The following is a 21,944-nucleotide window of genomic DNA, read 5'->3' on the forward strand; positions in this document are numbered from 1 at the left end:
GCGTGAACTCCTTGACTACCGGGGGCGGCGGGGAGGGGTTTTTCCGGCGGTCTCTTCGACCACCGGGACGGTGCGGCGCATCGCCGTCGCGGCGAGGGCGCCCAAGAGCAGCACGGCCAGCGGCAGCAGCAACGTTTCGCCCGCCGCCTCGCTGAGTCCGATGTGGATGGTCCGGACCGCGAGCTCGCCCGGCAGGCCGGGCCCGGGAACCGGGCCGGCCGCGGGCGCACCGGCCGACGCGGTCACGCTTTCGATGAAGGGCACGCGGAACTGCTCCGGCAGCGTCGCCGCGGCGGCACCGGCCGCACCGGTGATCGAGGCCGAGATCCGCGCCTGCAGCAGGACACCGACCGCCGCGCTGCCGAGCACGCCGCCGACCTGGCGCGCGGTGTTGAAGACACCGGACGCGGTGCCGGCCAGCCGCGGCTCGACCGAGCCGAGGGCCACGGTGCTCATCGGCGCGAGGACGAGGCCGAAACCCAGGCCGCACAGCAGCAACGCGGGCAGCAGCGTCCACGGTTCGGTGGCCGGGGCCGCCTGCAGCGCCAAGACGCCGACCCCGGCCGCCAGCGCGAGCAGGCCGGTCACCACCAGGCGCTTGCCGCCGACCTTGGCCGCGGCGCGGCCGGCGACCGGCCCCAGCGCGGCGGTCAGCACGGACATCGGCGTGGTGAGCAGACCGGTCGCCGAGGGCGTCAGCTCCAGCACCGACTGCAGGTAGATCACCAGCGGCAGGAACATCCCGGTCATCGCGAAGCCGACGGCCGCCCAGGCGAGCGTGCCCGCCGAGAAGTCGCGGTCACCGAAGATCCGCAGCGGCACCAGGGGTTCGCGGCGGTTGGCGCGCTGCCAGAGCACAAACGCGCCCAGCAGCACCACACCCAGCCCGAGGGTCCCGAACACGCCGGCACCCCAGCCGCGCTGTTGCCCGTTTTGGACACCGAAGACGAGGAGGAACAACCCGGCGCCGGAGAGCAGAACACCGGCGACGTCGAACGAATGGGCGTGCTTCGGCTGCCAGTCGGGCACCAGCCACCAGGTCAGCACCAGGGTGGCGAGGCCGAGCGGGACGTTGACGAAGAAGATCCATTCCCAGCCCAGGTGCTGGACGAGCACGCCGCCGAGCAGCGGCCCGGCGATCGTGGCCAGCCCGGCCACGGCGGCCCACACCCCCATCGCCGGACCGCGTCCGGCGGGGGCGAACAGGTGGCTGACGAACGCGAGCGTCTGCGGGGTCAGCAGCGCGGCGCCGAGTCCCTGCACGGCGCGGGCCGCGATGAGCGTCTGGACGTCACCGGCGAGACCGCACCACAGCGAAGCGAGGGTGAACACGATGAGGCCGGCGAGGAACACCCGCTTGGGGCCGAACCGATCGCCGAGCCGGCTGGTGAACAGCATCGGGACCGCGTAGGTCAGCAGGTAGACGCTGACCACCCAGACGACCGCGTTGAGGCTCGCGCCCAGGCCGCGCAGCATGGCCGGGATGGCGACCGAAACGATGGTGGTGTCCAGCAGGATCATGAAGAAACCGAGGCACAGCGCGGAAAGCGCCGCCCACGGCCGGACCGGGCTCGTCGTCATGGGTCGTGTCCTCCGGGAAAGGGGCCGACACGGGATCACTCGCCGGACGGCCGGCCGGTGGGCACGATCGGTGCCGCACCCGGTGGCCGCCGCGGCGGAAAAGGCTTGCCCAGAAACTAACTCCGCCCGACGGCGATTGGCGATCGCCGCCCGCGCGGCACCGTCAGTTCGTCGAGCGGGTCTGCCCGATCAGGCCCGCGACCGGAAACCCGTCACCACACCGGCATCAACGACGGCAGCTCACCGCGGCCGCAGGGCACAACGCGACCAACAGCCCCGCCGCGCACACGCGGCCAGCTTCCGCGAGCCGAAGGACGCTACGCCCGCGGCCGGAAGCCCGTCACCACACCGGCATCATCAGCGACGGCAGCTCGCCGCGGCCGGAGATGCCCAGCTTGCGGTAGCCGTTCGACAGGTGGAACTCCACCGTGCTGGTGCCCAGGTGCAGCCGCGCCGCGATGGCCTTGTTGGCGAGGCCGGCGCGGGCGAGGTTCAGTACCTTGAGCTCCTGGGCGGTCAGTTTCGCGTCGGCGTCCTCGCCCGCCCAGCGGCGCAGGGCCGCGTCGATGCGGTGCACCCACGCTTCGCTGTTCATCGCCGCCGCGGTCTCGCGGGCGGCTCTCAGCGCCGGGCGCCCGTCTTCGTCGCCGGCGCGCACGCTGAGCTTGACGCCGAGTTCGTACCGGGCTCGCAGCAGGGTGCCGCGGGCGTTGCTGCGCGCCAGGTGGTCGGCGGCTTCCTTGAGCAGCTTGACGTCCCGGTCCTCGTCGGACACCAGCGCGACCGCCCGCAGCGCGGACCCGACCGCCTGCGGCGTGCCCCAGCGCTGGGCGTGGAACAGCTCTTCGTTGGCCAGCGAAAGCGCCAGGCTGCGCCGGTCGGCCGCCGCGGCGCACAGCGCCGCCTGGGACCGCCACGGCAGCACCGCCGGATTCGTCACGCCCCAGCCCGCGAGTTCCCTTCCGCAGGCGGTCCAGTCCTCGTAGGCCGGCTGCGCGCGTCCGGTGGCCTCCCGCAGCGCGCCGCGGGCCGCCAGCACCTCCGCGCGGTCGACGACGCCGTCGAGCGCGTTGGCGAACCCGTGCTCCAGCAGGAGGTCTTCGGCGCGGTCGAGGTCGCCGAGGTCCACCAGCGCCGCGATCGCCCAGGCGACGGCGACCTCGTGGAACTGCTCGACCACTCCCTGCCGCAGGGCGGCGTCGAGCAGCTGCCAGGCCCGCCGGGGCTCGCCGCCGAGCGCCGCGACCCGCGCGCGCAGCGCCGTGAGCGCGGAGCTGTGCGGGTGCGGGCCGGACCAGCCCGACCGCGCCATCGCCCGCTCGAGGTGGTGGCCGGCGGCGGCGATGTCGTCGGCGTAGGCGAGCGCGAGCACGGCGTACCAGAACGTCCCGAGGTCGCGCCAAGCGAAGGACTCCAGCGCCCGGTGCGCCAGCTCGACCACGGTCTTCGGCTCCCGGCCGCGGTTGACCAGCAGCATCGCGCAGGTCGCGTGCAGCCGGTCGGGCGGCACCGGCCCCCAGTTGCCCTTCAGCCGGGCGTGCCCGGGCCGGGGACTGCCCGCGACGTAGACCAGCCCGCCGAGGTCCGTTCCGATGATGTCGTGCGAGGCCGCCGCGAGGACGTCACGCAAGGTCACCAGCACGGCTTCGTCGGCTTCGCTCCACCGCCCGAGGTCACCGAGGCGGTCCCGTTCGGTGCGGGCGTTCTCGAGCGCACGCTGGATGCGCCCGGCGTCCTCGGACTCGCCCGGTTCCCGCATGCCACCCCCGTTCACGCCCCGGCCACGAACGAAGCGGGTGACCCGATTTTATCCGGCGCTCCCGCCCGCCCGGCCGCCACCACACCGCGAATTCACCCCAACCGGTGATCCACTACTCTTCGTCACGGCGCCCAAGGCGGCCCAGCACGCGCTTCAGCTCTTCGGGATCCTTGAGCCTTTCGAGCTCGGCGACCTCGGCCGGCACCGGTCCGGCGGGCGGCGGTGCGGCGACCGGACGGCCGAGGACCGGCGCCCCGTCCGCACCGGAGGTCCAGGCCCCCGGCTCGACCTCGAGGAACTTCGCCGGATCGCGTTCCCGCTCCGGCTCCTGCCCGGCCGCGCCGGGGAACGCCGACCCCAGGTACCCGCCGGCGGCGGAGTGGTCCCCGGCCACCCGCGGCGAGCCGGGCACCCCCGGTCCCACGGGCGGCACCCCCGCGGCCGTGGCGTCGAGACTTCCGCTGACCGGCTGGAACGCCGGCGAAGCGGGCAAGGCACCGGGCCCGCGCGGCACCCCGGCAGCGGGCTCGTGCCCCCCGAACCCGCCCGGCGACGGCGACCCGGGAAGCGGCCCGTGCCCCGACGCGGCCGGTGCCGTGGGAAAAGCGGGCCCCGCCGCAGTGGGAGTGGCGGGGAACGCCGGTGCCGCGGGCGCGGTCGCCGGCAGCGCGGGGGCAGCCGGGGTGCCGGGCGCCGGGGCGGCCGGAACCCCGGGCGCGGTCACCGAGGCCCCGTGGACGGCCGGAGCCACCTGCGCAGCCGAAGCCGAGGCCGGAGCCAGGTGACCGGCAGGTGCAGAAGCCACGCCCGGAGCCGGGTGACCGGCCGGTGCGGCGGCCGCATGAACAGCCGGCGCCGAAGCCACCTTCGGGGCCACGTGCTCGGACGGAGCCACCTCCGCAAGCGGTGCCGAGGCCGTGCTCGCTGCCCCGTGGCCGGCCGGTGCCGCGGCCGTCACCGGAGCTGCGTGGGCGGTCGGCTCCGCCACGGCCTCGATGGTCTTCGCGGCCCGCGGCGCCGCTTCCCGCGCGTGCTCACCTTCCGGCGCAGAAGTCGTGGGCACCTTCTCCGTCGCCGACGCGGGCTCGTCGTCGCGGCCGGGCTCCGGCGCGCACCCGTCGGACTTCTCCCCGAGCACCTCCTTGCGCCTCCCCCGGCCTGGACGAGCGGTCTCCTTCCTCCCCACCGACGGCCGTCCCAGCACCGCCGCCGCCACCGCGTCCGTCTCCGCCTGCGCAGACCCCGCGGCCGGAGCCGGAGCCACCGTGCGGCCGAGCACCACCGCACCCCCGGACGGCGCCGCCGGGGCAGACCCCGGCTCCACCCCGGCGGCCCGCGCGATCCGGCCCTGCACGCCCGGGTGCGCCAACGCCGCCGACGGCGCGAACCCGCCGCCGGCCGCTCCGCCGCCGCTCGGGTACTGCTCCTGACCGGACGGCCGCCACCCGGGCCCGGTCTGCGGCTCGCCACCGGCCGGCACACCACCCGGCGGGTTCGACGTCGACGGCACCTCGGTGCCCGCGCCCGGCACCGGGGTCAGCACCGCAACCAGGTCCCGGTACGCCGTGCCGAGGTCGTAGAGCACCTGGCGGGCGGCCTCGAGGTCGCCCTGGCGGTTCTGCGCGCGCAGGTCGTGCACGCGCTGGCGGGCCTGGGTCAGCGCGTCCCCGGCGCGGCGCAGCACCGCTCCGTAGCCGGGGTCCGCCATGGCGTGCACGACGGCTCCGGTGCGGCCGGACACCTCGCGGACGACCTCGTCGAACGCCTCCGCGATCCGGCCGGACCACGCTTCCCACAGGTGGCGGGTCTGGGCGCCGAGGTCGTCCTGCAGCTGCTCGAACCGCGCCATCGCGGTGTCGAACGCCGCGGCGCGCTCGTAGAACGCGTCCGGGCTCACCTCCTCGACCAGCTGGGCGAGCTGGTCGAACGTCAGGGTCTGCAGGTCGGGGTCGAGGACCGGCGGCGGTTCGGGTGCGCCCACCGCTCAGTTCCTGCCCAGCACGTGGCTGCGCGGCTCGTCGCTGTCCTCGCCGCCCCACGCACCCTGCTCGGCCTGCATCCAGATCTGCGGCTCTCGCTCCTTTTCGCCCTGGGCGCCGCCGCCACCGCCCATGCCGCCCATCCCGCCCATGGGCCCCATCGGGGCGCCGGCCGCGCCGGGGGCCGCCGGGGCTTGCGCGGACGCGGCCGGTGCGAGGGGGCCGCCCTGGGTGTTGACGCCGCCGCCCTGGAACGGCTGCGTGTCGAACTTGCCCGGGGCGGGTCCTTCGCCGGCGAGGGGGCCACCCAGCCCGGTGGTCGCGCCGCCGCCGGTGACCGGTCCCGCCGATGTCGCGGGCAGGCCGGGGCCGCCCCCGGGGCCGCCACCGGCACCGCCGCCCAGGCCGCCCTGCGGCGCCTTGAACTGCGGTTCACCCGGCTTGAGGAAGTCGTGGAGGGCGGAGGTGCCGTCGGTCCCCCCGATGCCGTCGATGGCCTTGTTCACCGCGTCCTTCGCGTTGGCGAGCGCCTGCCGCTCGGCGGGGGTGTCGTCGGGCTGGCACAGGGCGTCGATCGCCTTGGCGGCCTCGTCCTTCGCGTGCTGCACGGCTTGGTCGTGCTCGGGGCCGCTCAGCTCCGGGGTGTCGTTGAGCTCCCCGATCGCCTTGTCCGCCGCGGCCTTGGCCGCGTCGAGGGCGTGCCGGCGCTGCGGGTCGTCCCCGGCGGCGCCCAGGCCGTCGATCGCCTTGTCCGCGGCGTTCTTCGCGTCCTGGACCTGCTGGAAGTGCTCGGGAGCGGCGGCTTTGTCGATCGCGTCGCTCATCGCGGCCTTGGCGTCCTCGAGCGCCTGCTTGCGTTCGGGGTCGTCGGTCTGGCCGATGAGGTCGTCGATCGCCTTCTGCGCTTCGTGCTTGGCGTCGAGCAGGCCGGCGCGCTCCTGCGGGTCGGCGGCGCCGGGCCCGTCGGTCGCCTCCGGGTCGCCCAGGCCGTCGAGCGCGTCGGAGGCGGCCTGCTTGGCGTCCTCCAGCGCCTGTTTCCGGGCCTCGGAGTCGCCCGGCTCGGCCAGGTCGTCGATCGCCTTGCCGGCCGCGTCCTTCGCCGCTTCGATGCCCTCTTCGGCCGGGCCGCCGGTCAGCTGCCCCGGCGCGTCCGCCGGGCTGCCGAGCCCGTCGATGGCGTCCTCCGCGGCCTTCTTCGCGTCTTCCAGTGCCTTCTTGCGCTTCGGGTCGTCCGTCTTCCCGGCGAGACCGTCGATCGCTTTGCCCGCCGCGTTCTTCGCATCGGTCAGCGCCTGCTGGGCGGTGGGGTCGATCCCGCCCACCGCACCCGGGGACGGCGTGTCCGCCGGGCTGCCGGGCCCGGTCGCCGACGGCTGGCCGGTGAGCCCGTCGATCGCTCCCTGCGCGGCCTGCTTGGCGTCCTGCAGCGCCTGCTGCCGGGCCGGATCGGTTGTCTGCGCGGTCAGGCCGTCGATCGCGTCGCCCGCGGCCTGCTTCGCCCCCGCGAGGGCCTGCTGCTGCTCCGGGGTCATCCGGCCCAGGCCGGGTGCGCCTTCCTGCCCCGCACCCGGCGTCGCCTGCGGATCACCCGGCGTCTCGCCCGGCTTGACGGACTCGTACGCCGGCTTCAGCGGCCCCGCCTGCAGCGGCGTTCCCTGGCCCTGGGTCGTCTCCCCCGGCGTGGCCGGGTTCACCCCGGCGTAGGCGTTCTGCTGCGGGGTGTTCGTCGTCGGCGTGGCGGACTGCGAGTTCAGCTGCGAGTTCTCCACCGTCGGCTGCAGTGTCGGGGTCTCGGACGGCTTCGCGTTCGGGTCCAGCCCGGCCCCGATCCGCTGCTGCACACTGCCCTGGGGCGCGGCGGTGGTCGTGTCCCCGTCGGAGATGTAGAGCGGCACGAGGTCCGCCGCGCGGCTGTTGTACTGCCCGCCGAGCGCTCCCAGCGCGTTCTGCAGGTCCTTCAGCAGGGCCGTGTCCATGTTGGTCTTCATGGTGTTGAGGTCGGTGGTGACCTGCGCGTAGATGTTCGTCACCTGCTGGCTGGTCTGCGCCGCGGCGACCTGCGTCTGCGCGGTCGTGACGATCGAGTTCGTCAGCTGCGTCCGCGTCGACGTCGACGCGGTGTGGATCTGCCACCAGCTGTCCGCGAAGGACTGGACGGCGTGGCCGACGTTGCCCATCGTCGTTCCGAACTGCTTCTTCATCAGGGTGTCGTAGACTTCTTCACTGGTCTTGAGGATCGCGGTGGCGTACTTCCCGAACGCCTCGCCCGCGGTTCCCTCCAGGGCGTCCTTGACGGCCTTGATCTGCTTGGCGAAGTTCTCGTTGACGGTGGCGAGCGCCTTTTCCGCGCTTTTCACGTCCTTCTCGATCGCGTACCACGCTTCGGCGACGGTGGACTTGCTCGCCCCCGCCTTGGAGCCGTCCGCGTTGTAGACGAGGTCGCTGACGACGGACTCGATCGAGTCCAAAGTGGAGAAGAAGGCCGGGTCCAGCGTGGGCGCGGCCCCCGAGTACTGACCGACCAGCGGCGCGCCTGGGGAATCGGGCATGACGGAGATCCTTTTCTGGCCGGCCGGCCGCCGGGCCGGCGGACGCGGGGTTCACGCGGACCGGCCCGGCGCTCGCCGGGCGCGGGACTTCAGGTGGTGACCTGGTCGTTCAGGTTGTCGTTGTACCCGTCACCGTCGGTCGGGCGGTTGTAGCTGAAGCCGGTGTGCTGGGTGTCCGGCGTGTAGTTGTGCTGCTCGGTTTCGGTTTTGCCGTCGAACGTGTGGACCGCGCCGACGACCGCGCCCTCGAGTTCGGACATGGCCTTGCTGATCGCCTGGGCGTTGTCGCCGTCGGCGTTCTGGAAGTTCGTCGCGATCCCGTTGAGCTTCTTCTCCATTTCGTCGAAAGCGAGCTTGAGGTGCTCGGCGTGCGCGACGATCGCGTTGCGGCGGTCGTCCACGACCCGCTCCAGCCACACGGCGAGCTTGAACTTGCCCGCGTTGGGCCAGTGGTGCTTGAGCGCCTCGAAGGCGCTCATGTCGTCCATGAGACCACCGATCTTGCCCGCGGCGGTCTTGATGGCTTCGGCATCGAACTTCGTCGACACGGCAACTCCTTGCTTTCCACGAGGGCCGCCGGGGGCGGCGGGGGGCCGCGGTGTGCCGGGCGGGAAACGCCCGGCACACCGAGCGGGCTAGTGCATGCCCTTGGCACCGCTGGAGTCGGCCTGCTTCATGCGCTCGGCCGCGTCCTCCAGCGACTTGCGCAGGCTGTCCAGGTTGGACTTGTTCGCTTCGATGTCCGAGCGGAGGTCGTTGGCCAGCTGGTTGTAGGCGTCGGCCGTCGTGCCCTTCCAGTCGACCATGATCCGCTTGACGTCGGATTCCAGGTCGCCCGCCTGGTTCTCGATTTCGTTGGCCTTGCTGACCATCATCGAGATGCACTCTTCGATGACGGGGTAGTCGTAAGTGATCGTACCGTCGGACATTCAAGTCTCCTTTTCGGTCGGTGTTCGGGGTGGCGGTGCTCAGACGCCGAGGAAGTTGCCGGTCTCCATGGGCACGTTGAGGATCGCCTGCATGGATTCGGAGTCCATCGCGTCCTGGTTGTTCGCCTCGCGGCGCATGTTCTCGCCCATCGCGTGCATGTGGTCGAGCACCGACTTGCGCACCGATTCGACCCAGCGGTCGGTGGTCGTGCTCAGCGCGCGCGTGGCGGCGCTGGGGCTGGCCGCCAGCGTGGCCTCGATCTGCGACTTCAGCGTGTCGAGCTGCTGGCTGATGTTGTCGGCCGTCTCGTCGTGCCTGCTGGCCTGCTGGTTGATGGTCTGCGCGTTGAGCTGGGTGGAATGCGACACTTCGAGTCCTCCTGCGATGAGTGCTACGACTTTGGTGAGCGCTACGTTTCCTGCAGTAGCACGACCACGATTCGAGGGTAATTACCGCGGGCGGGCCGGAAAGCCGTTCCGCGAGCCGGTGCGCCCGTGGTAGGGATTCCCCTTACGAATTCCCGTCACGGCCCGGCCGCCGGCGCCCGGCGCGCGGCGTCCCCGCTGAGCACCGGCCCGGTGGGCAGCAGGTCGAGCAGCGGCACCGGAACGGGAACCGCCGCGGCCGGGGTGTAGCCGAGCGCGGCGACGGTTTCGGCGTCGGCCACGGCGTACTTTTCCCCCGCTTCGGTGACCAGGTACGTCACGCCGCCCCCGCCTCCCGGCGCGGGCGGGACGTGGGCGAGCACCCCGCGGCCCGCGGGAATCGCGACCCGGTCGGCCGTCGCGCCCGCCCGGTGGGTGCCGAGGGGGACCGAGGCCTGCGCGACCTCGTCGCCGGGCAGCAGTTCGGCCACCGGCGCCGGTGCGCCGCCGTCCACCGGGGTCTGGCGGATGCAGGGCTGCCGGCCCGCCGGCGGGGTCACCACCTCCGGGGGCACCGGGGGCAGCTCGGGCGCGATCCCGGCCGACGCCGCGATCGGCAGGCCGGTCAGCGCGTCCGGCCCGACCCGCACCGGCTCGATCACGCCGTCCGGGTAGGCCTGCCGGGTGCTCGGCGCGGCCAGCAGCAGTGCGGCCCCGGTACGGCTGAGCACGGCGAGGCCGTCCTGGCGCACCAGGTAGTCCTGCTCGGTGTTGATGGCCGGGTTGCGCACCTGGTAAACCTGGCCCACCCGGCTCTGCCGCCCCTCGATCACCGGGCCCGGCTCCCCGAGCCCGGCCACGGCCGGCGCGGCGACGTCCGGCCCCTGCGGCAGCGTGTTCAGCCACGCCGGGGGCACGTCGAACGGGCGCAGGGCGCCGTAGCCGAGTGCGGCGGCGACCGCGCTGCTCGGGACGTGGAACCGCTTTCCGCGGGACACCAGGTACACCGTCCCGCCCGGCGCCGACACGAGGAACGCCTGCCCGTCGCCGAGCGCGGGGCCCGCGGGGTGGCCCAGCAGCAGCGTCACCACCGCCGCGCCGGACGGTGTCGTGGCGCTCTGCAGGCACACCGTCCACGGCCCACCGTCCACTTTGTCCGGAGCCGGCAGGGAGTCCGGTGCCCCGGCGATCCCGATCGGCGGGCCGACCGGGGTGCCGGCCAGCGCGCCGGGGGAAACGGCGGTGAGCTTGCCGCCGGCCTGCGTGGCCACCAGCCGCGCGGAGGAGTAGTTGAGCACCGGCCGCAGCTGACCGCCGAGGTAGGCGTAGCGGGCTCCGCTGGTCTTGTCCATCACGAGCGCGCCCTCCTGCCGCCAGGAGGAGTCGCCGCCCGAGGGGACGAACATGCCGAAGATGCCGAAGACGCCCATGATCACCGCGGCCAGCACGAAGCCGAGCACCGTTCCGGTGGTCATCCGCTTGCTCGGCGACTCCAGCACGTCCGGCTTGCCGTGCGTTACCGCGGCCGCGAGCCGGCCGACGACGAAGAAGTAGGCCTGCACCTGGTCTTTGCGTGATTTCATCAGCCCGCCAGGTTCCGCATGAAGGTGTACACGTGCAGCACCTGCAGCAGGATCGGCAGCACCGCGACCGCGGTGATCAGCTCGAAGATCTCCACCGCGCGCCCCCAGTAGGGCCGGAACCGGCGGCCCGGCAACCGTTCCCCGCCCAGCAGCAGCAGGCCCGCGACGAGCGCGAGCGGGACGACGACCACGAACCGCGTGGCCGGCGCCGCGGCCAGCCCGAGCGCGGCGACCACGACCAGCACGGTGATCGCGGCGGGCACCAGGACCGCCCAGCGCTGCACCACCCCGTTCGGGTGGCGCGAGCGCAGCACCAGGAGCAGGGCGAGGACCAGCCCGAGGGTCAGGTGCCAGCCGTCCCCGCCGGTGAGCAGCACCGGCAACAGCACCGCCTGCGCGAGTCCCAGTCCGATGTGGAGCGCCGTGGCGTAGCCGAAGGTCGCGGCCCCACGCTCCACGACCACCTTGTGCGGCACGGGATCGATGTCCTCGTGCAGCTCTTCGGCGCCCGTGGGGAGCATCGGCAGCGTCAGCCCGGAGAGGCGGAACGCGGCCGTCGGGATGAACAGGCCCAGGATCCCCGACAGCACCAGGCCGATCGCGGTGGCCTGGGCCGGATCGGCCGGGGTCACCGAGCCGATCAGCCCGGTGCCCAGCAGCACCGCGGCGAACAGTACCGCGCCGGTGAACAGGAGCGCGGCGTCGGCGACCAGGATGACACCGGCCAGCAGGGCCAGCAGTGCGCCCGCCGCCGCCCCGGTGAGGCCCGCCATCGGGCTCGCCGCCGGGTCCAGCAGCAACACCACCGACCAGCCGGCGACCGCGGCGTGCGCGGCCCCGCCGGCGGCCAGTACCACGGCCGGCAGCGGTTTCGCGGCGCCGCGGGCCACCAGCGCGGCCGCCACCAGCAGCGCGAACGCCAGCCCGGCCGCGAGCAGCACCCCGGTCGCACCGGCGGAGCCGGGCAGCAGCACCAGGCAGCCGAGCAGCAGCGCCGCCACGGCACCCGCCCGGAACAGCCACCGGATCCGCGCCGGCGTCACCGCACCGGGGTGTTCGCGTACCTGTTCCGCGACGCCGTCGACGAGGTCGTCGTAGTCGATCGCGGCGAGCTGCGCGGCGCGCGGCAGCAGGTGCAGGCTCTCCCCGTCCAGCACGTTCAGCTCGGTCAGGGAACGGTCTTCGTCGAGCGCCGGTTCCCCGATCCGCTGCACCACCCAGCCTTCGTGTTCGGCACCTTGCTCGATCGTCTGCGCGCCGAACTGGGTGAGGACCGCGGGGAGCAGGTCGGCCAGCGGAACTTCCGCCGGCACCGCCAGATCCCGGGTCCGGTCGCCCAGAACGAACCGTAGCCTCGCCGAACTTGTTGTGCGATGCTGTGTTTGCTCTTCCATCGAAGCATCAGGCCCTTCCTGCCAGGTCCAGCCCTGAGACCGGCCCCGACGCTAGTGACCGGCGCGCCCCCGCGGCGCCCCGTCGCCCCGCCGGGGGCCCGAAGAGGGGAAGACCACTCACCAAACGGGAGAGCCTGTGAGCACCACCCTGTTCGCCCGGCGGGCGCGCCGGCCGAAACCACCCGCGCCCGACACCCGCATCGAGCTGCAGCCGCCGCCCGGCGTGCCCGAGAACACCGGCGGCGGGATCAGCTCCGTGCTGATGTACGCCCCGATGGGACTCGGGTCGCTGGCCATGGTGATGATGTTCGTCCGGCCCGGCGCCGGCGCGTTCGCCTACGTCGGCGGCGGCCTGATGGTCGTGTCGGCCCTCGGCATGCTCGTCACCCAGATGCTGCGCGGTTCGGTGACCCACAAGCAGAAGCTCAACGGCCACCGGCGCGACTACATCCGCTACCTCGGCCAGCTGCGCAAGCAGGCGCGCGACGCGCTGAGCGCCCAGCAGAAGGCCGCGCGCTGGATCCACCCGGACCCGGGCGCGCTGTGGTCGACGGCGCTGGGCTACCGGCTGTGGGAACGCCGGCCCGCCCACGACGACTTCGGCGAGGTCCGGCTGGGCCTGGGTGCCCAGCGCTCGACCTTCAAGCTGGATCCCCCGGACAGCAAGCCGATCGAAGACCTCGAGCCGCTCACCGCGCACGCCCTGCGCCGGTTCATGCGCGCCTACACGACGTTGCCGCACGCTCCGGTCGCGGTGTACCTGCGCGGCTTCGGCCAGATCCAGTTCAGCGGGGACGACGAAGCCGTCCTGGGGCTCGCCCGGGCGATCCTCGGCCAGCTCGCCACCGCGCACGCCCCCGGCGACGTGCGGATCGCGGTGTGCGCCGACGAGGCCCGGATGGGGCGCTGGGACTGGCTGAAGTGGCTGCCGCACAACCAGGACGCCGAAAGCCGCGACGCCGCCGGGGCGCGGCGGCTGGCCACCGGTGACCTCGCCCAGGCCGAGCTGCTGCTCGGCGGGCCCGCCTTCACCGGACGGCCGCGGTTCGAGGCGGACACGCCGGTCACCGCGTCGGAGCCGTTCGTCGTCCTCGTCCTCGACGGCGTGCCGGTGCCCGCCGACCACCGGATCGCCGACGAGGGCTACCGCAACGCCGTGGTCCTCGACGTTTCCGGTTCGCTGCCGTGGCAGGCCCGCCCGGGTGTGCTCTTCCTCGAGGTCGACGCGGACGACCTGCGGACCGTGTCGTTCGACCGGGTGGGCAAGCCGGAAACCGCTTCGCTGGGCCGTCCCGACCGGCTGAGCGAAACCTCGGCCACCGCGCTGGCCCGGATCATGGCGCGGTTCCGCATCGGCGAGGCGGTCGAGGAGGACGAGCCGCTGGCCGGCGACTACGACCTGGCGTCGCTGCTGGGCATCGGGGACGTGGCGAGCTTCGACCCGGTGCGGTACCGCCGCGACCGGATGACGAGCAAGCGCCGGCTGCGGGTGCCGATCGGGATCGCCGGGGCGGGCTCACCGCTGGAGCTGGACATCAAGGAGGCGGCCGAAGACGGGATGGGGCCGCACGGCCTGTGCGTCGGCGCGACCGGGTCCGGCAAGAGCGAGCTGCTGCGCACCCTGGTCATCGCCCTGGCCACCACCCACTCGTCCGAGGACCTCAACTTCGTGCTGGTGGACTTCAAGGGCGGCGCGGCGTTCCTCGGCTTCGACCAGCTGCCGCACACCTCGGCCGTGATCACCAACCTCGCCGAGGAGCTGGAGCTGGTCGACCGGATGCAGGACGCGCTGACCGGCGAGATGAACCGGCGCCAGGAACACCTGCGCGCGGCCGGGAACTACGCCTCGCGGCGGGATTACGAGGCCGCGCGCGCCCAGGGCGTGCCGCTGGAGCCGATGCCCGCGCTGTTCATCGTCGTCGACGAGTTCAGCGAAATGCTGTCCAGCAAGCCGGAGTTCATCGACGTGTTCGCCATGATCGGCCGGCTCGGCCGCAGCCTCGGCGTCCACCTGCTGCTGGCGTCCCAGCGGCTCGACGAGGGGCGGATCCACAAGGTCGAGACGCACCTGTCCTACCGGATCGGCCTGCGGACGTTCTCGGCGATGGAAAGCCGCAGCGTGATCGGCGTCCCGGACGCCTACGAGCTGCCCAACAGCCCGGGCAACGGGTACCTGCGGCCGGACACGCAGACGCTGGTGCGGTTCAAGGGTGCGTACTCGTCGGGCCCGTACCGGGCGAAGCAGAAGCAGGCCGGGGTCGCCGTCGAGCAGCACATCGTGCCGTTCGGCACCGCGTACGTCGAGCCGCCCGCCGCGCCGGCACCCGAGCCGGTCGCCGAAGCGGACGACGCCGGCGAGGCCACCCGGACCGTGATCGACGTGCTGATCGGCCGGCTGCGCGGCATCGGCCCGCGCGCCCACCAGGTCTGGCTGCCACCGCTGCGGACGTCGGCGACGCTCGACCAGCTGCTGCCGCCGCTGGTGGACGACCCGGCCTACGGCCCGCGCCCGGTCGGGGACCTGAACACCGCGAGCCTGTCGGTCCCGGTCGGGCTGATCGACCTGCCCGCCCAGCAGCGGCGCGAGCTGCTGGTCGCCGACCTGTCGGGCAGCCAGGGCAACGCCGCGGTCGTCGGCGGCCCGCAGAGCGGCAAGAGCACCCTGCTGCGCACGCTGATCTGCGCGCTGGCCCTCACCCACACCGCCGAGCAGGTGCAGTTCTACTGCCTGGACTTCGGCGGCACGCTCTCGGCGCTGGCGGCGATGCCGCACATCGGCAGCATCGCCAACCGGCTGGACCGGGACCGCGTCACCCGCACGGTGCTGGAGGTGACCAACCTGATGGCGCGCCGCGAAGCCCTCTTCGCCGAGCACAACATCGACTCGATGGCGAGTTACCGGCGTGCCCGCGCCCAGGGCAAGTACCGGGACCTCGACCCCTACGGCGACGTCTTCCTCGTCGTCGACGGGTGGTACACGATCCGTCAGGACTTCGAGGACGTCGAGGAGAAGTTCACCGAGCTCGCCGCGCGCGGGCTGAGCTTCGGCATCCACCTCGTCATCGCGTCCAACCGGTGGTCGGAGATGCGGCCGTGGCTGCGGGACGTGATCGCGACGCGGTTCGAGCTCAAGCTCGGCGACCCGGTCGACTCGGAGATCAACAGCCGGTTCGCCGCCACGGTGCCCGCCATCCCCGGCCGCGGCATCACCCCCGAGCGGCTGCACTTCCTGGCCGCGCTCCCCCGCATCGACGGCGACTCGCGGACCGACGACCTCGCCGAAGCGACGGTCGAGCTCGCCGAAGCGCTGGCCCCCGCCGGCGTGTCCCGCGCCCCGCAGGTCCGGCTCCTGCCGCAGACGCTGTCGGTGCGGGAGCTGCCGGGTCCGCGCGCGCCGTCGCCCGCGGCCGAGCTGCGGATGGCGCTGGGGCTGGAGGACCAGCACCTGGAACCCGAGTGGCACGACTTCGACGCCAGCCCGCACCTGCTCATCTACGGCGACGCCGAGACGGGCAAGACGAACCTGCTCAAGCACATCGCGCGCTCGATCGTGGCGCACCACAGCACCGACGAAGCCCGCATCATGTTCGGCGACTTCCGCCGCGAGCTGCGCACCTCGATCCCGGCCGAGTACCAGCTGGAGTACGCGGTGGGGGCCGAGGCACTCACCAAGTCGATCGCCGGCGCGGCCTCGGTGATCGAGAAGCGCATCCCCGGCCCCGAAATCACCCCCGACCGGCTGCCGCTGCGCGACTGGTGGACCGGCGGCCGGCTCTACATCATCATCGACGACTTCGAGCTGACGGAGTCCAGCGGCAGCGCCGGCCCGCTGCAGTCGCTGATGCCGGTGCTGGCGCAGGCCGCCGACGTCGGCATCCACGTGATCCTGGCCCGCAGCACCGCGGGCGCGGCCCGGTCGATGGGCAACCCGGCGATCCGCCGGATGTGGGAGCTGGGCACACCCGCGCTGCTGATGTCGTGTCCCAAGACGGAGGGCGCGTTCCTCGGCAACCTCAAGCCGCGGGTGCTGCCCCCGGGCCGCGCGCAGTTCGTCAACCGCCGCCGCGCGGTGCGGCTGGTGCAGACCCCGCTGGTCGACGGCGAACCGCAGCCAGCAAGCTGAAGCCGGGAAAGACAGCCGAGGAGGGCGCCATGCCGGAGAAGCTGACGGTGGACCTGCACCCGGTCTTCCGCGACGACCGGGCCATCGACCGCGCGGTGCGCAGCGCGCTGTTCCGCGCGGCCGGCACGAAGGTGCCGCTGCTGGAGATCATCCCGGGCAAGGGCTCCGGCAAGCTGCGCGACCGGGTGCTGGCCGCGCTGCGGCAGCCCCACCTGAGGAAGCTGTACCGGCGGGTGGAAGTGGCGCCGGGCAACGACGGGGTGGTGCTGGTGCACCTGCGGTGACGGGGGTTCGCCGCGGCCGGCCGGGCCGCGGCGAAGCCGCTTCCCCTTGCGGGGGCGGCACTGTGTCCGCGGTCGGGCGGCAGCGGGTCGTGAACGGCTCACCGGCCGGCCGGGCCGTGTGGAGGTCGCTGTGGGTGGGCCGCTTCCCTTGCGGGCACGGCACTGTGTCCGCGGTCGGGGCAGCGGGTCGCGAGCGGCTCACCGGCCGGCCGGTGCCGCGGCGACCCAGCCGAAGCCGCTTTCCTCTGCGGTGCAGAAAAAGGACCGCGCCCACGCAGGCGGGCTACCGGGTCAGGAAGCGGCGGCCGCGTTCAGCCGGGCGAGGAACGCCTGGGCTTCCCCCGCCTCCTCGCCGTCGAGCTGGACGAAGATGTCCAGTGCGCGCTGGGCGCGGTCGCGGGCTCGGGCGCGGCGGCCGGCGCGGCGTTCCAGTTCCGCGATGCCCAGCAGCGCCAGGGCTTCGTGGTAGCGGTCGCCGAGTTTCGCGCACAGCTCCAGCACCGTCTCGTACTCGCGGAGGGCGGTGGTGGTCTCCCCGAGGTCGCGGTGTGCGTGCGCCATGTTGAGCAGGAGGTTGACCTCCGTCAGCCCGGTGTCGCTCGCGCGGGCCGCGCGCAGGCCCGCCGCGCCCGCCTCGAGTGCCCGGCGCGGCTGCCCGGACTCGACGTACAGCTCGCACAGGGAATCGAGGCAGGAGGCCGTGCGGAAGTCGCGGCCGGCCGCCGTCGCCAGCTCGACCGCCTCCTGCGCCCGGCGGATCCCCTCGTCGTAGCGCCTCATCTCCCGCAGCGCCGAAGCCAGGTTGGCCAGCAACGCGATCTGCAGATCCGGGTCGCGCACCGCGCGGGCCAGCGCGAGCCCGCTCTCCAGGCGTTCGACGGCGAGCCCGTTCTGCCCGATCCGGGAGTAGGCGATGCCCAGCAGCATCAGGATGCGCGCCCGCGGCTCCGGGTCGTCGATTTCGCCCGCCGACGCCAGCCCGGCGTTGAGCAGCTGGATCCACTCGGTGAGCAGGCCCGTCGCGTAGTAGTGGTTGTAGGTGAAGAAGGCCAGCTGCCAGGCGATGTCGTGCTCGCCGAGCTCCGCGGCGCGCTGGATGAGCGGCAGTGTGTTCGGCGCTTCGGCCGCGTACCAGGCGTACACCGCTTCGCGGCTGTCGAACACGGGGAGCTCGTACCGGTCGTCGGGCACTCCCGCGGCCACCAGCGGGTGGTCGGGGATGAAGCAGGCGAACGCCGACCGGGCGGCCTGCAGGTACCAGCCGAGCAGTTCGCGGGCGGCGGTGGCGCGGTCCTCCGTGCTGTCGTGCCGCTCGGCCAGTTCGGCGGCGTAGACGCGCACGAGGTCGTGGAAGCCGTAGCGGTCACCGGCGCGCTCCAGCAGGTTCTGCTCGCACAGCACGGTGAGCAGTGCGGCCGCCTCTTCGACCGGCCGGTCGAGGAGGGCCGCCGCGGCGGCGAAGCCGATGTCCTGGCCGGGCAACGTGCCCAGGTACCGGAACGCGCGGGCGACTTCGGGGTCGAGCGAGTGATAGCTCCACGAGAACACCGCCCGCACCGACGACATCTCGTCGTCACCGGCCTCCAAGGTGTCCAGCCGGTCCTGCTCGGCGGTCAGGTTCGCCACCAAGTCGCGCAGGCTCGTCCCGGCATTCGCGGAAATCTTCTCCGCGGCGATCCGCAACGCCAGCGGCAGGCAACCGCACAACCGCGCCAGCTCCGCCGCCGCGCCGGGCTCGCCGTCGATCCGCGCCCGCCCCACCAACGCACGCAACAGGTCCCGGGCTTCCGCTTCGGTCAGCATCCCCAGCGTGAGGCGGTGGGCCCCGTCCCGGACGACCAAGCCGCTGAGCCGGTTGCGGCTGGTGATCAAGACAAGACTGTTGGACGGCCCCGGCAGCAGTTCCCGCACCTGCTCCGCCGACGCCGCGTTGTCCAGCAGGATCAGCACCCGCTTGTCCGACAGCAGGGTGCGGTAGATCGCCACCTGCGCGTCGCGGTCCTGCCGCTTGCCGCCCGCGCCCAGTGACCACAGCAGCTGCCCCAGCGCCTCGGGGCCGGACAGCGGTGGCCGGTGCGGGTCGAACCCGCGCAGGTTCAGGTACAGCTGCCCGTCCGGGAAGTCCGCGGCGACCTGGCGCGCGAACCGCACCGCGAGCGAGGTCTTGCCGACGCCCCCGAACCCGTCCACCGCCGAAATGACCAGCGCCCGGCTGTCCCGCCCGGCGGTGGCCCGCCACTGGGCCAGCTGCTCGAGTTCGTGGGTCCGGCCCACGAAGTCCGGCACCCCGTGCGGCAGCTGGGCCGGCACCGGCGCGGACGGCGACGCGGCCGGCGCGTCGAGCCCCGGGTCCGCACGCAACACCCGCGCCTGCAGCTCGATCAGCTCCGGCCCCGGATCGAGACCCAGCTCCGCCACGAACAACCGCCGCGTCGCCTCGAACTCCGCCAACGCATCCGCCCGCCGCCCACCGCGATAAAGCGCCAGCATCAACAGCGCCCGCAACCGCTCACGGAACGGCTCCGCCTGCACCGCCTCGCCCAGCTCGCCGACGACCTCGCGGTGCCGGCCGAGCTCCAGCAACAGCTCCGCCCGCTCCTCCACCAGCTGGAACCGCAGCTCCGTCAACCGCACCCGCTCGGCCTCCGCGAGCGGCCCGGGCAGCCCGAACAGCGGCTCCCCGCGCCACCGGGCCAGGCTTTCGCCCAGCACCCGCACGGCGCCGGGGTGGTCCCCGGCCGCGGCGAGCTCGCGCGCCCGCCGCGCGCCCGCTTCGGCCGCCGTCACGTCGACCGCGGCCGGCTCCAGCACCAGCCGGTAACCGGCGCCGGTGCGCACCAGGACGTCGCCGCCGGCCGCGGCCAGTACCCGGCGCAGCCCGTGGATGTAGGTGTGCACGCTGCCTTCGACCGACGCGGGGGCGGCGTCGCCCCACACGCCGTCCACCAGTTCCGCGCGGGAGACCGTCTCACCGGCCCGCAACGCGAGGACGGCGAGGACCGCCCGCTGCCGCGGCGGCCCGACCGCCACCTCGCCACCCGCCACCCGGGCCCGCACCTCACCCAGCAAGTCGATCCGCAACACCCGGCCAGCACCACCCACGCCGATCCAACCTCCACCCGTTCCCCCGCGAGGGCACCCTCGAACCGGCCGGTCGCCCACCCGGCGACGACCGCTCCTCCACGTCGGCCGGCTGCGGCACCACCGCACCCGGTTGTTCCCGCCGGCGCGACCACCTCTTCGGCCGGCAGCGGCTCTGCACCCTTGATAACGCCGCGACCGCGGCCGTACGCGGTTTGTTGCCCGAGCTTGGTGGCTTCCTGCCCGAAATGCCGGGCACGGGGGAGGGGTCGCCGCCATGTTGTTGTCCGGTGCCAGCGCCCCAACGCACCGAACGCCACATTCGGTGCGTTGAATCGGCACTGCGGCGCGGAGCGCCTCCGTTGAGGGTGGTGGCGGGGGCATGGATGGAGCACCGAACGCCACATTCGGTGCGCCCAACGCACCGAACGCCACATTGGGTGCGCTGGACGCACCGAACGCCACATTGGGTGCGTGGAACGGACCCTAGGCGGCCCGCACGAACCTCAGCCGTGCTCGCGCAGCTCCGCCAGCAGGTCCGGCCCGGGGACGCACCCGGCCACCCCGACCGCCCGTACCGTGTCCACCAGCCGGCCGCTCGAGGCCGCGACCCGCGGGAGCACCGCGCGCACCCGGCAGCGGGCCAGGACTTCGAGGTCGGCCTTCTCGATCCGGTTGGCCACCAGCACCGCGGGCGCGGCGAAGCGCCGGGCCGAGGTGCGCAGCACCTCCACGAACGCGTCGTCCACCCGCTCGGTCGCGTGCACGCACACGTCGATCGCCGGGTGGCCCCGGTCCCCGACCACGACCAAGCCGGGCGCCGCGCGCAGGCAGGCGCTCAGGCCGGTCAGGGTGAGCGGCTCGACCGCGTTCGGCAGGACCCGCACCGGCCGCGCGGGTGCCGCCGGCCCGTCCGGCTCGTCCCGCCCGGCCGCGGCCGACCGGCGGATCCGCCGGTCGAGCACCGACCAGCGGTCCAGCAGCAGGTCGCTCCAAAGCTGCTGCAGCCACAGCCGCCCGGGCTCCGCCGGCGAACGGTGCCACCGGATGTAGCGCCGGACGTCGAGGAGCTCGGCCTCCAGGCTCCGCAGCTCCCCGGGGCCGCCGGCCGCCGACCGCACCTCGCCCACCTCGTCTCCCCTACTCGGCTATCCAGGCGTGTTTGCGCGCCAGATCCAGGAAGCTCCGCCGCACGGCGACGAGCTGCTGCCCGGTCAGCGACGGCACGTCCGCCAGCACGGCTTCGGTCAGCTCCCCGCACAGCTGCTCGGCGGAGAGCACGTCGTCGCAGTGGCTCTCCGGCCGCGCCAGGCTCACCCGCGACGCCTTCAGCCCGCGGTCGCCTTCTTCGGCGGCGAACCGGACGCGCACGCCGGGCGCGATGAGCCGCTTGTCGCACTGCAGGTCGTTCACGTGGAGGAAGACGTCCTCGGTGCCGTCGTCGGGGGCCACGAAGCCGTAGCCGCGGACTTCGTCGAACCGGATCACCTTGCCCGTGACCACGGAAGACATTCCTCACCTCGCTCGTTCGAACGCCGCGACCGCGGCGAGCAGCCGGAAACCGATGCTAACGGCGGCGGGGAGCCGCCAGCCAGGCCGCGGCACGAAGGGGCACCCGATGCTGTCCGAACGGCCCCGGCCGGGTCCGTCCTAATCGGACTCTTGTGCCCGCCCGGCCGCGCCGGGCTCCCACGGGACGACCCGCAGGCCGGCGCCGTCCTGCTCGCCCGGCCCGTAGAGCTCGGCGACCTGCGCTTCGTCCAGCGCCAGTGACTCGCGCAGGAAGTCGCCGGTCAGCCGCACCGCGGCCGGGCCGCCCGGGTTGAACAGCACGTCGACCCCGTCGGCGAGCAGCGCGGTCAGCTCGGCCAGGTCGACGCGCCGCCAGTCCGGCGCGGCGACCCGCCGCCGGTGCGGCTCGCCGGTGGCCACGACGACGCACGGGACGTCGTCCGGCGACCGGGTGACCAGCGGGCGGCCGTCGCCGTTCATCGCGACGTCGACCAGCGTCTCCCGCACCACCAGCTGGATGTGCCCGGCCTCCGCGCGCCCCTGCAGGACCAGGCGCAGCACCGCGTCCAGCGGATCCGACGGCGAATGCTCGTCGGCCGGCACGTACTCCGGGTTGGCCCGGAACTTGCCGAGCCCGCCGTCTTCGGCCACCGGCCAGAGGCCGACGACGGCTTCGACCGGCGGTGCGTCGTTCTCGGCGGCCGGGCTCCAGGCCGGGTCCATCAGCAGGAACCAGTTCTCCAGCGGGCCCTCCGCCGGGGTTCCTTCGTTCGTTTCGGTCATGGTGGCCATCGGGCCCCTTTC

General features: G+C 73.6%; 15 protein-coding genes. 2 read left to right on the top strand and 13 right to left on the bottom strand.

What is annotated here, in order from left to right:
• Positions 1 to 15 precede the first annotated feature (15 nt).
• The 9 genes from Q5425_RS44685 to eccD all read right to left on the bottom strand — a co-directional run bounded on the left by Q5425_RS44685 (position 16) and on the right by eccD (position 12,140).
• Positions 16 to 1,581, bottom strand: a complete 1,566-nt coding sequence (locus Q5425_RS44685) for a DHA2 family efflux MFS transporter permease subunit (RefSeq protein WP_308678531.1) — start codon at positions 1,579 to 1,581, stop codon at positions 16 to 18.
• 340 nt (positions 1,582 to 1,921) lie between these two features.
• Positions 1,922 to 3,340 carry a helix-turn-helix transcriptional regulator gene (locus Q5425_RS44690; RefSeq protein ID WP_308678532.1) on the bottom strand — a complete coding sequence of 473 codons (1,419 nt, stop codon included), beginning with the start codon at positions 3,338 to 3,340 and terminating at the stop codon, positions 1,922 to 1,924.
• A gap of 112 nt (positions 3,341 to 3,452) precedes the next feature.
• Positions 3,453 to 5,321 carry a hypothetical protein gene (locus Q5425_RS44695; protein ID WP_308678533.1) on the bottom strand — a complete coding sequence of 623 codons (1,869 nt, stop codon included), beginning with the start codon at positions 5,319 to 5,321 and terminating at the stop codon, positions 3,453 to 3,455.
• A gap of 3 nt (positions 5,322 to 5,324) precedes the next feature.
• On the bottom strand, positions 5,325 to 7,868 hold the full coding sequence (locus Q5425_RS44700; protein WP_308678534.1) for a large repetitive protein: 2,544 nt from the start codon (positions 7,866 to 7,868) through the stop codon (positions 5,325 to 5,327).
• Positions 7,869 to 7,957: 89 nt separating this feature from the next.
• Positions 7,958 to 8,416: a hypothetical protein gene (locus Q5425_RS44705; RefSeq protein WP_308678535.1), complete on the bottom strand. Its 459-nt coding sequence runs from the start codon at positions 8,414 to 8,416 to the stop codon at positions 7,958 to 7,960.
• Positions 8,417 to 8,503: 87 nt separating this feature from the next.
• Positions 8,504 to 8,797 carry a WXG100 family type VII secretion target gene (locus Q5425_RS44710; RefSeq protein WP_308678536.1) on the bottom strand — a complete coding sequence of 98 codons (294 nt, stop codon included), beginning with the start codon at positions 8,795 to 8,797 and terminating at the stop codon, positions 8,504 to 8,506.
• Between the two features lie 39 nt (positions 8,798 to 8,836).
• The gene (locus Q5425_RS44715; RefSeq protein ID WP_308678537.1) at positions 8,837 to 9,166 is read right to left on the bottom strand and encodes a hypothetical protein; all 330 of its coding nucleotides are present in this window, start codon (positions 9,164 to 9,166) and stop codon (positions 8,837 to 8,839) included.
• 155 nt (positions 9,167 to 9,321) lie between these two features.
• A complete protein-coding gene (gene eccB, locus Q5425_RS44720; protein WP_308678538.1) occupies positions 9,322 to 10,746 on the bottom strand; it encodes a type VII secretion protein EccB in 1,425 nt (474 codons plus the stop codon).
• A complete protein-coding gene (gene eccD / locus Q5425_RS44725; RefSeq protein ID WP_308678539.1) occupies positions 10,746 to 12,140 on the bottom strand; it encodes a type VII secretion integral membrane protein EccD in 1,395 nt (464 codons plus the stop codon). The genes eccB and eccD overlap by 1 nt, the downstream gene beginning before the upstream one ends.
• A 136-nt stretch (positions 12,141 to 12,276) precedes the next feature.
• Between eccD and eccCa the strand changes: the two genes are divergently transcribed.
• Both eccCa and Q5425_RS44735 read left to right on the top strand, forming a co-directional pair.
• Entirely contained in the window at positions 12,277 to 16,263 is a 3,987-nt protein-coding gene (eccCa, locus tag Q5425_RS44730; RefSeq protein ID WP_308678540.1) for a type VII secretion protein EccCa, read from the top strand.
• 29 nt (positions 16,264 to 16,292) lie between these two features.
• Positions 16,293 to 16,547, top strand: a complete 255-nt coding sequence (locus tag Q5425_RS44735) for a Smr/MutS family protein (RefSeq protein ID WP_308678541.1) — start codon at positions 16,293 to 16,295, stop codon at positions 16,545 to 16,547.
• A gap of 291 nt (positions 16,548 to 16,838) precedes the next feature.
• Here Q5425_RS44735 and Q5425_RS44740 read toward each other — a convergent pair whose 3' ends face one another.
• The 4 genes from Q5425_RS44740 to Q5425_RS44755 all read right to left on the bottom strand — a co-directional run bounded on the left by Q5425_RS44740 (position 16,839) and on the right by Q5425_RS44755 (position 21,923).
• A complete protein-coding gene (locus Q5425_RS44740) occupies positions 16,839 to 19,631 on the bottom strand; it encodes a BTAD domain-containing putative transcriptional regulator (RefSeq protein ID WP_308678542.1) in 2,793 nt (930 codons plus the stop codon).
• Positions 19,632 to 20,134: 503 nt separating this feature from the next.
• Positions 20,135 to 20,758, bottom strand: a complete 624-nt coding sequence (locus Q5425_RS44745) for a hypothetical protein (protein WP_308678543.1) — start codon at positions 20,756 to 20,758, stop codon at positions 20,135 to 20,137.
• Positions 20,759 to 20,768: 10 nt separating this feature from the next.
• Positions 20,769 to 21,140, bottom strand: coding sequence for a cold shock domain-containing protein (locus Q5425_RS44750; protein ID WP_308678544.1), 372 nt, complete (start codon positions 21,138 to 21,140; stop codon positions 20,769 to 20,771).
• A gap of 138 nt (positions 21,141 to 21,278) precedes the next feature.
• Positions 21,279 to 21,923: a type VII secretion system-associated protein gene (locus tag Q5425_RS44755; protein WP_308678545.1), complete on the bottom strand. Its 645-nt coding sequence runs from the start codon at positions 21,921 to 21,923 to the stop codon at positions 21,279 to 21,281.
• Positions 21,924 to 21,944: the final 21 nt, after the last annotated feature.

Source organism: Amycolatopsis sp. A133 (assembly GCF_031082405.1).
Classification (GTDB): Bacteria; Actinomycetota; Actinomycetes; order Mycobacteriales; family Pseudonocardiaceae; genus Amycolatopsis.

What these genes read in the sequence shown, in the direction of transcription:
- Q5425_RS44685 (WP_308678531.1), bottom strand. Translation starts at nt 1,581, where the DNA reads ATGACGACGAGCCCGGTCCGGCCGTGGGCGGCGCTTTCCGCGCTGTGC.
- Q5425_RS44690 (WP_308678532.1), bottom strand. Translation starts at nt 3,340, where the DNA reads ATGCGGGAACCGGGCGAGTCCGAGGACGCCGGGCGCATCCAGCGTGCG.
- Q5425_RS44700 (WP_308678534.1), bottom strand. Translation starts at nt 7,868, where the DNA reads ATGCCCGATTCCCCAGGCGCGCCGCTGGTCGGTCAGTACTCGGGGGCC.
- Q5425_RS44710 (WP_308678536.1), bottom strand. Translation starts at nt 8,797, where the DNA reads ATGTCCGACGGTACGATCACTTACGACTACCCCGTCATCGAAGAGTGC.
- eccB (WP_308678538.1), bottom strand. Translation starts at nt 10,746, where the DNA reads ATGAAATCACGCAAAGACCAGGTGCAGGCCTACTTCTTCGTCGTCGGC.
- eccD (WP_308678539.1), bottom strand. Translation starts at nt 12,140, where the DNA reads ATGGAAGAGCAAACACAGCATCGCACAACAAGTTCGGCGAGGCTACGG.
- Q5425_RS44735 (WP_308678541.1), top strand. Translation starts at nt 16,293, where the DNA reads ATGCCGGAGAAGCTGACGGTGGACCTGCACCCGGTCTTCCGCGACGAC.
- Q5425_RS44750 (WP_308678544.1), bottom strand. Translation starts at nt 21,140, where the DNA reads ATGTCTTCCGTGGTCACGGGCAAGGTGATCCGGTTCGACGAAGTCCGC.
- Q5425_RS44755 (WP_308678545.1), bottom strand. Translation starts at nt 21,923, where the DNA reads ATGACCGAAACGAACGAAGGAACCCCGGCGGAGGGCCCGCTGGAGAAC.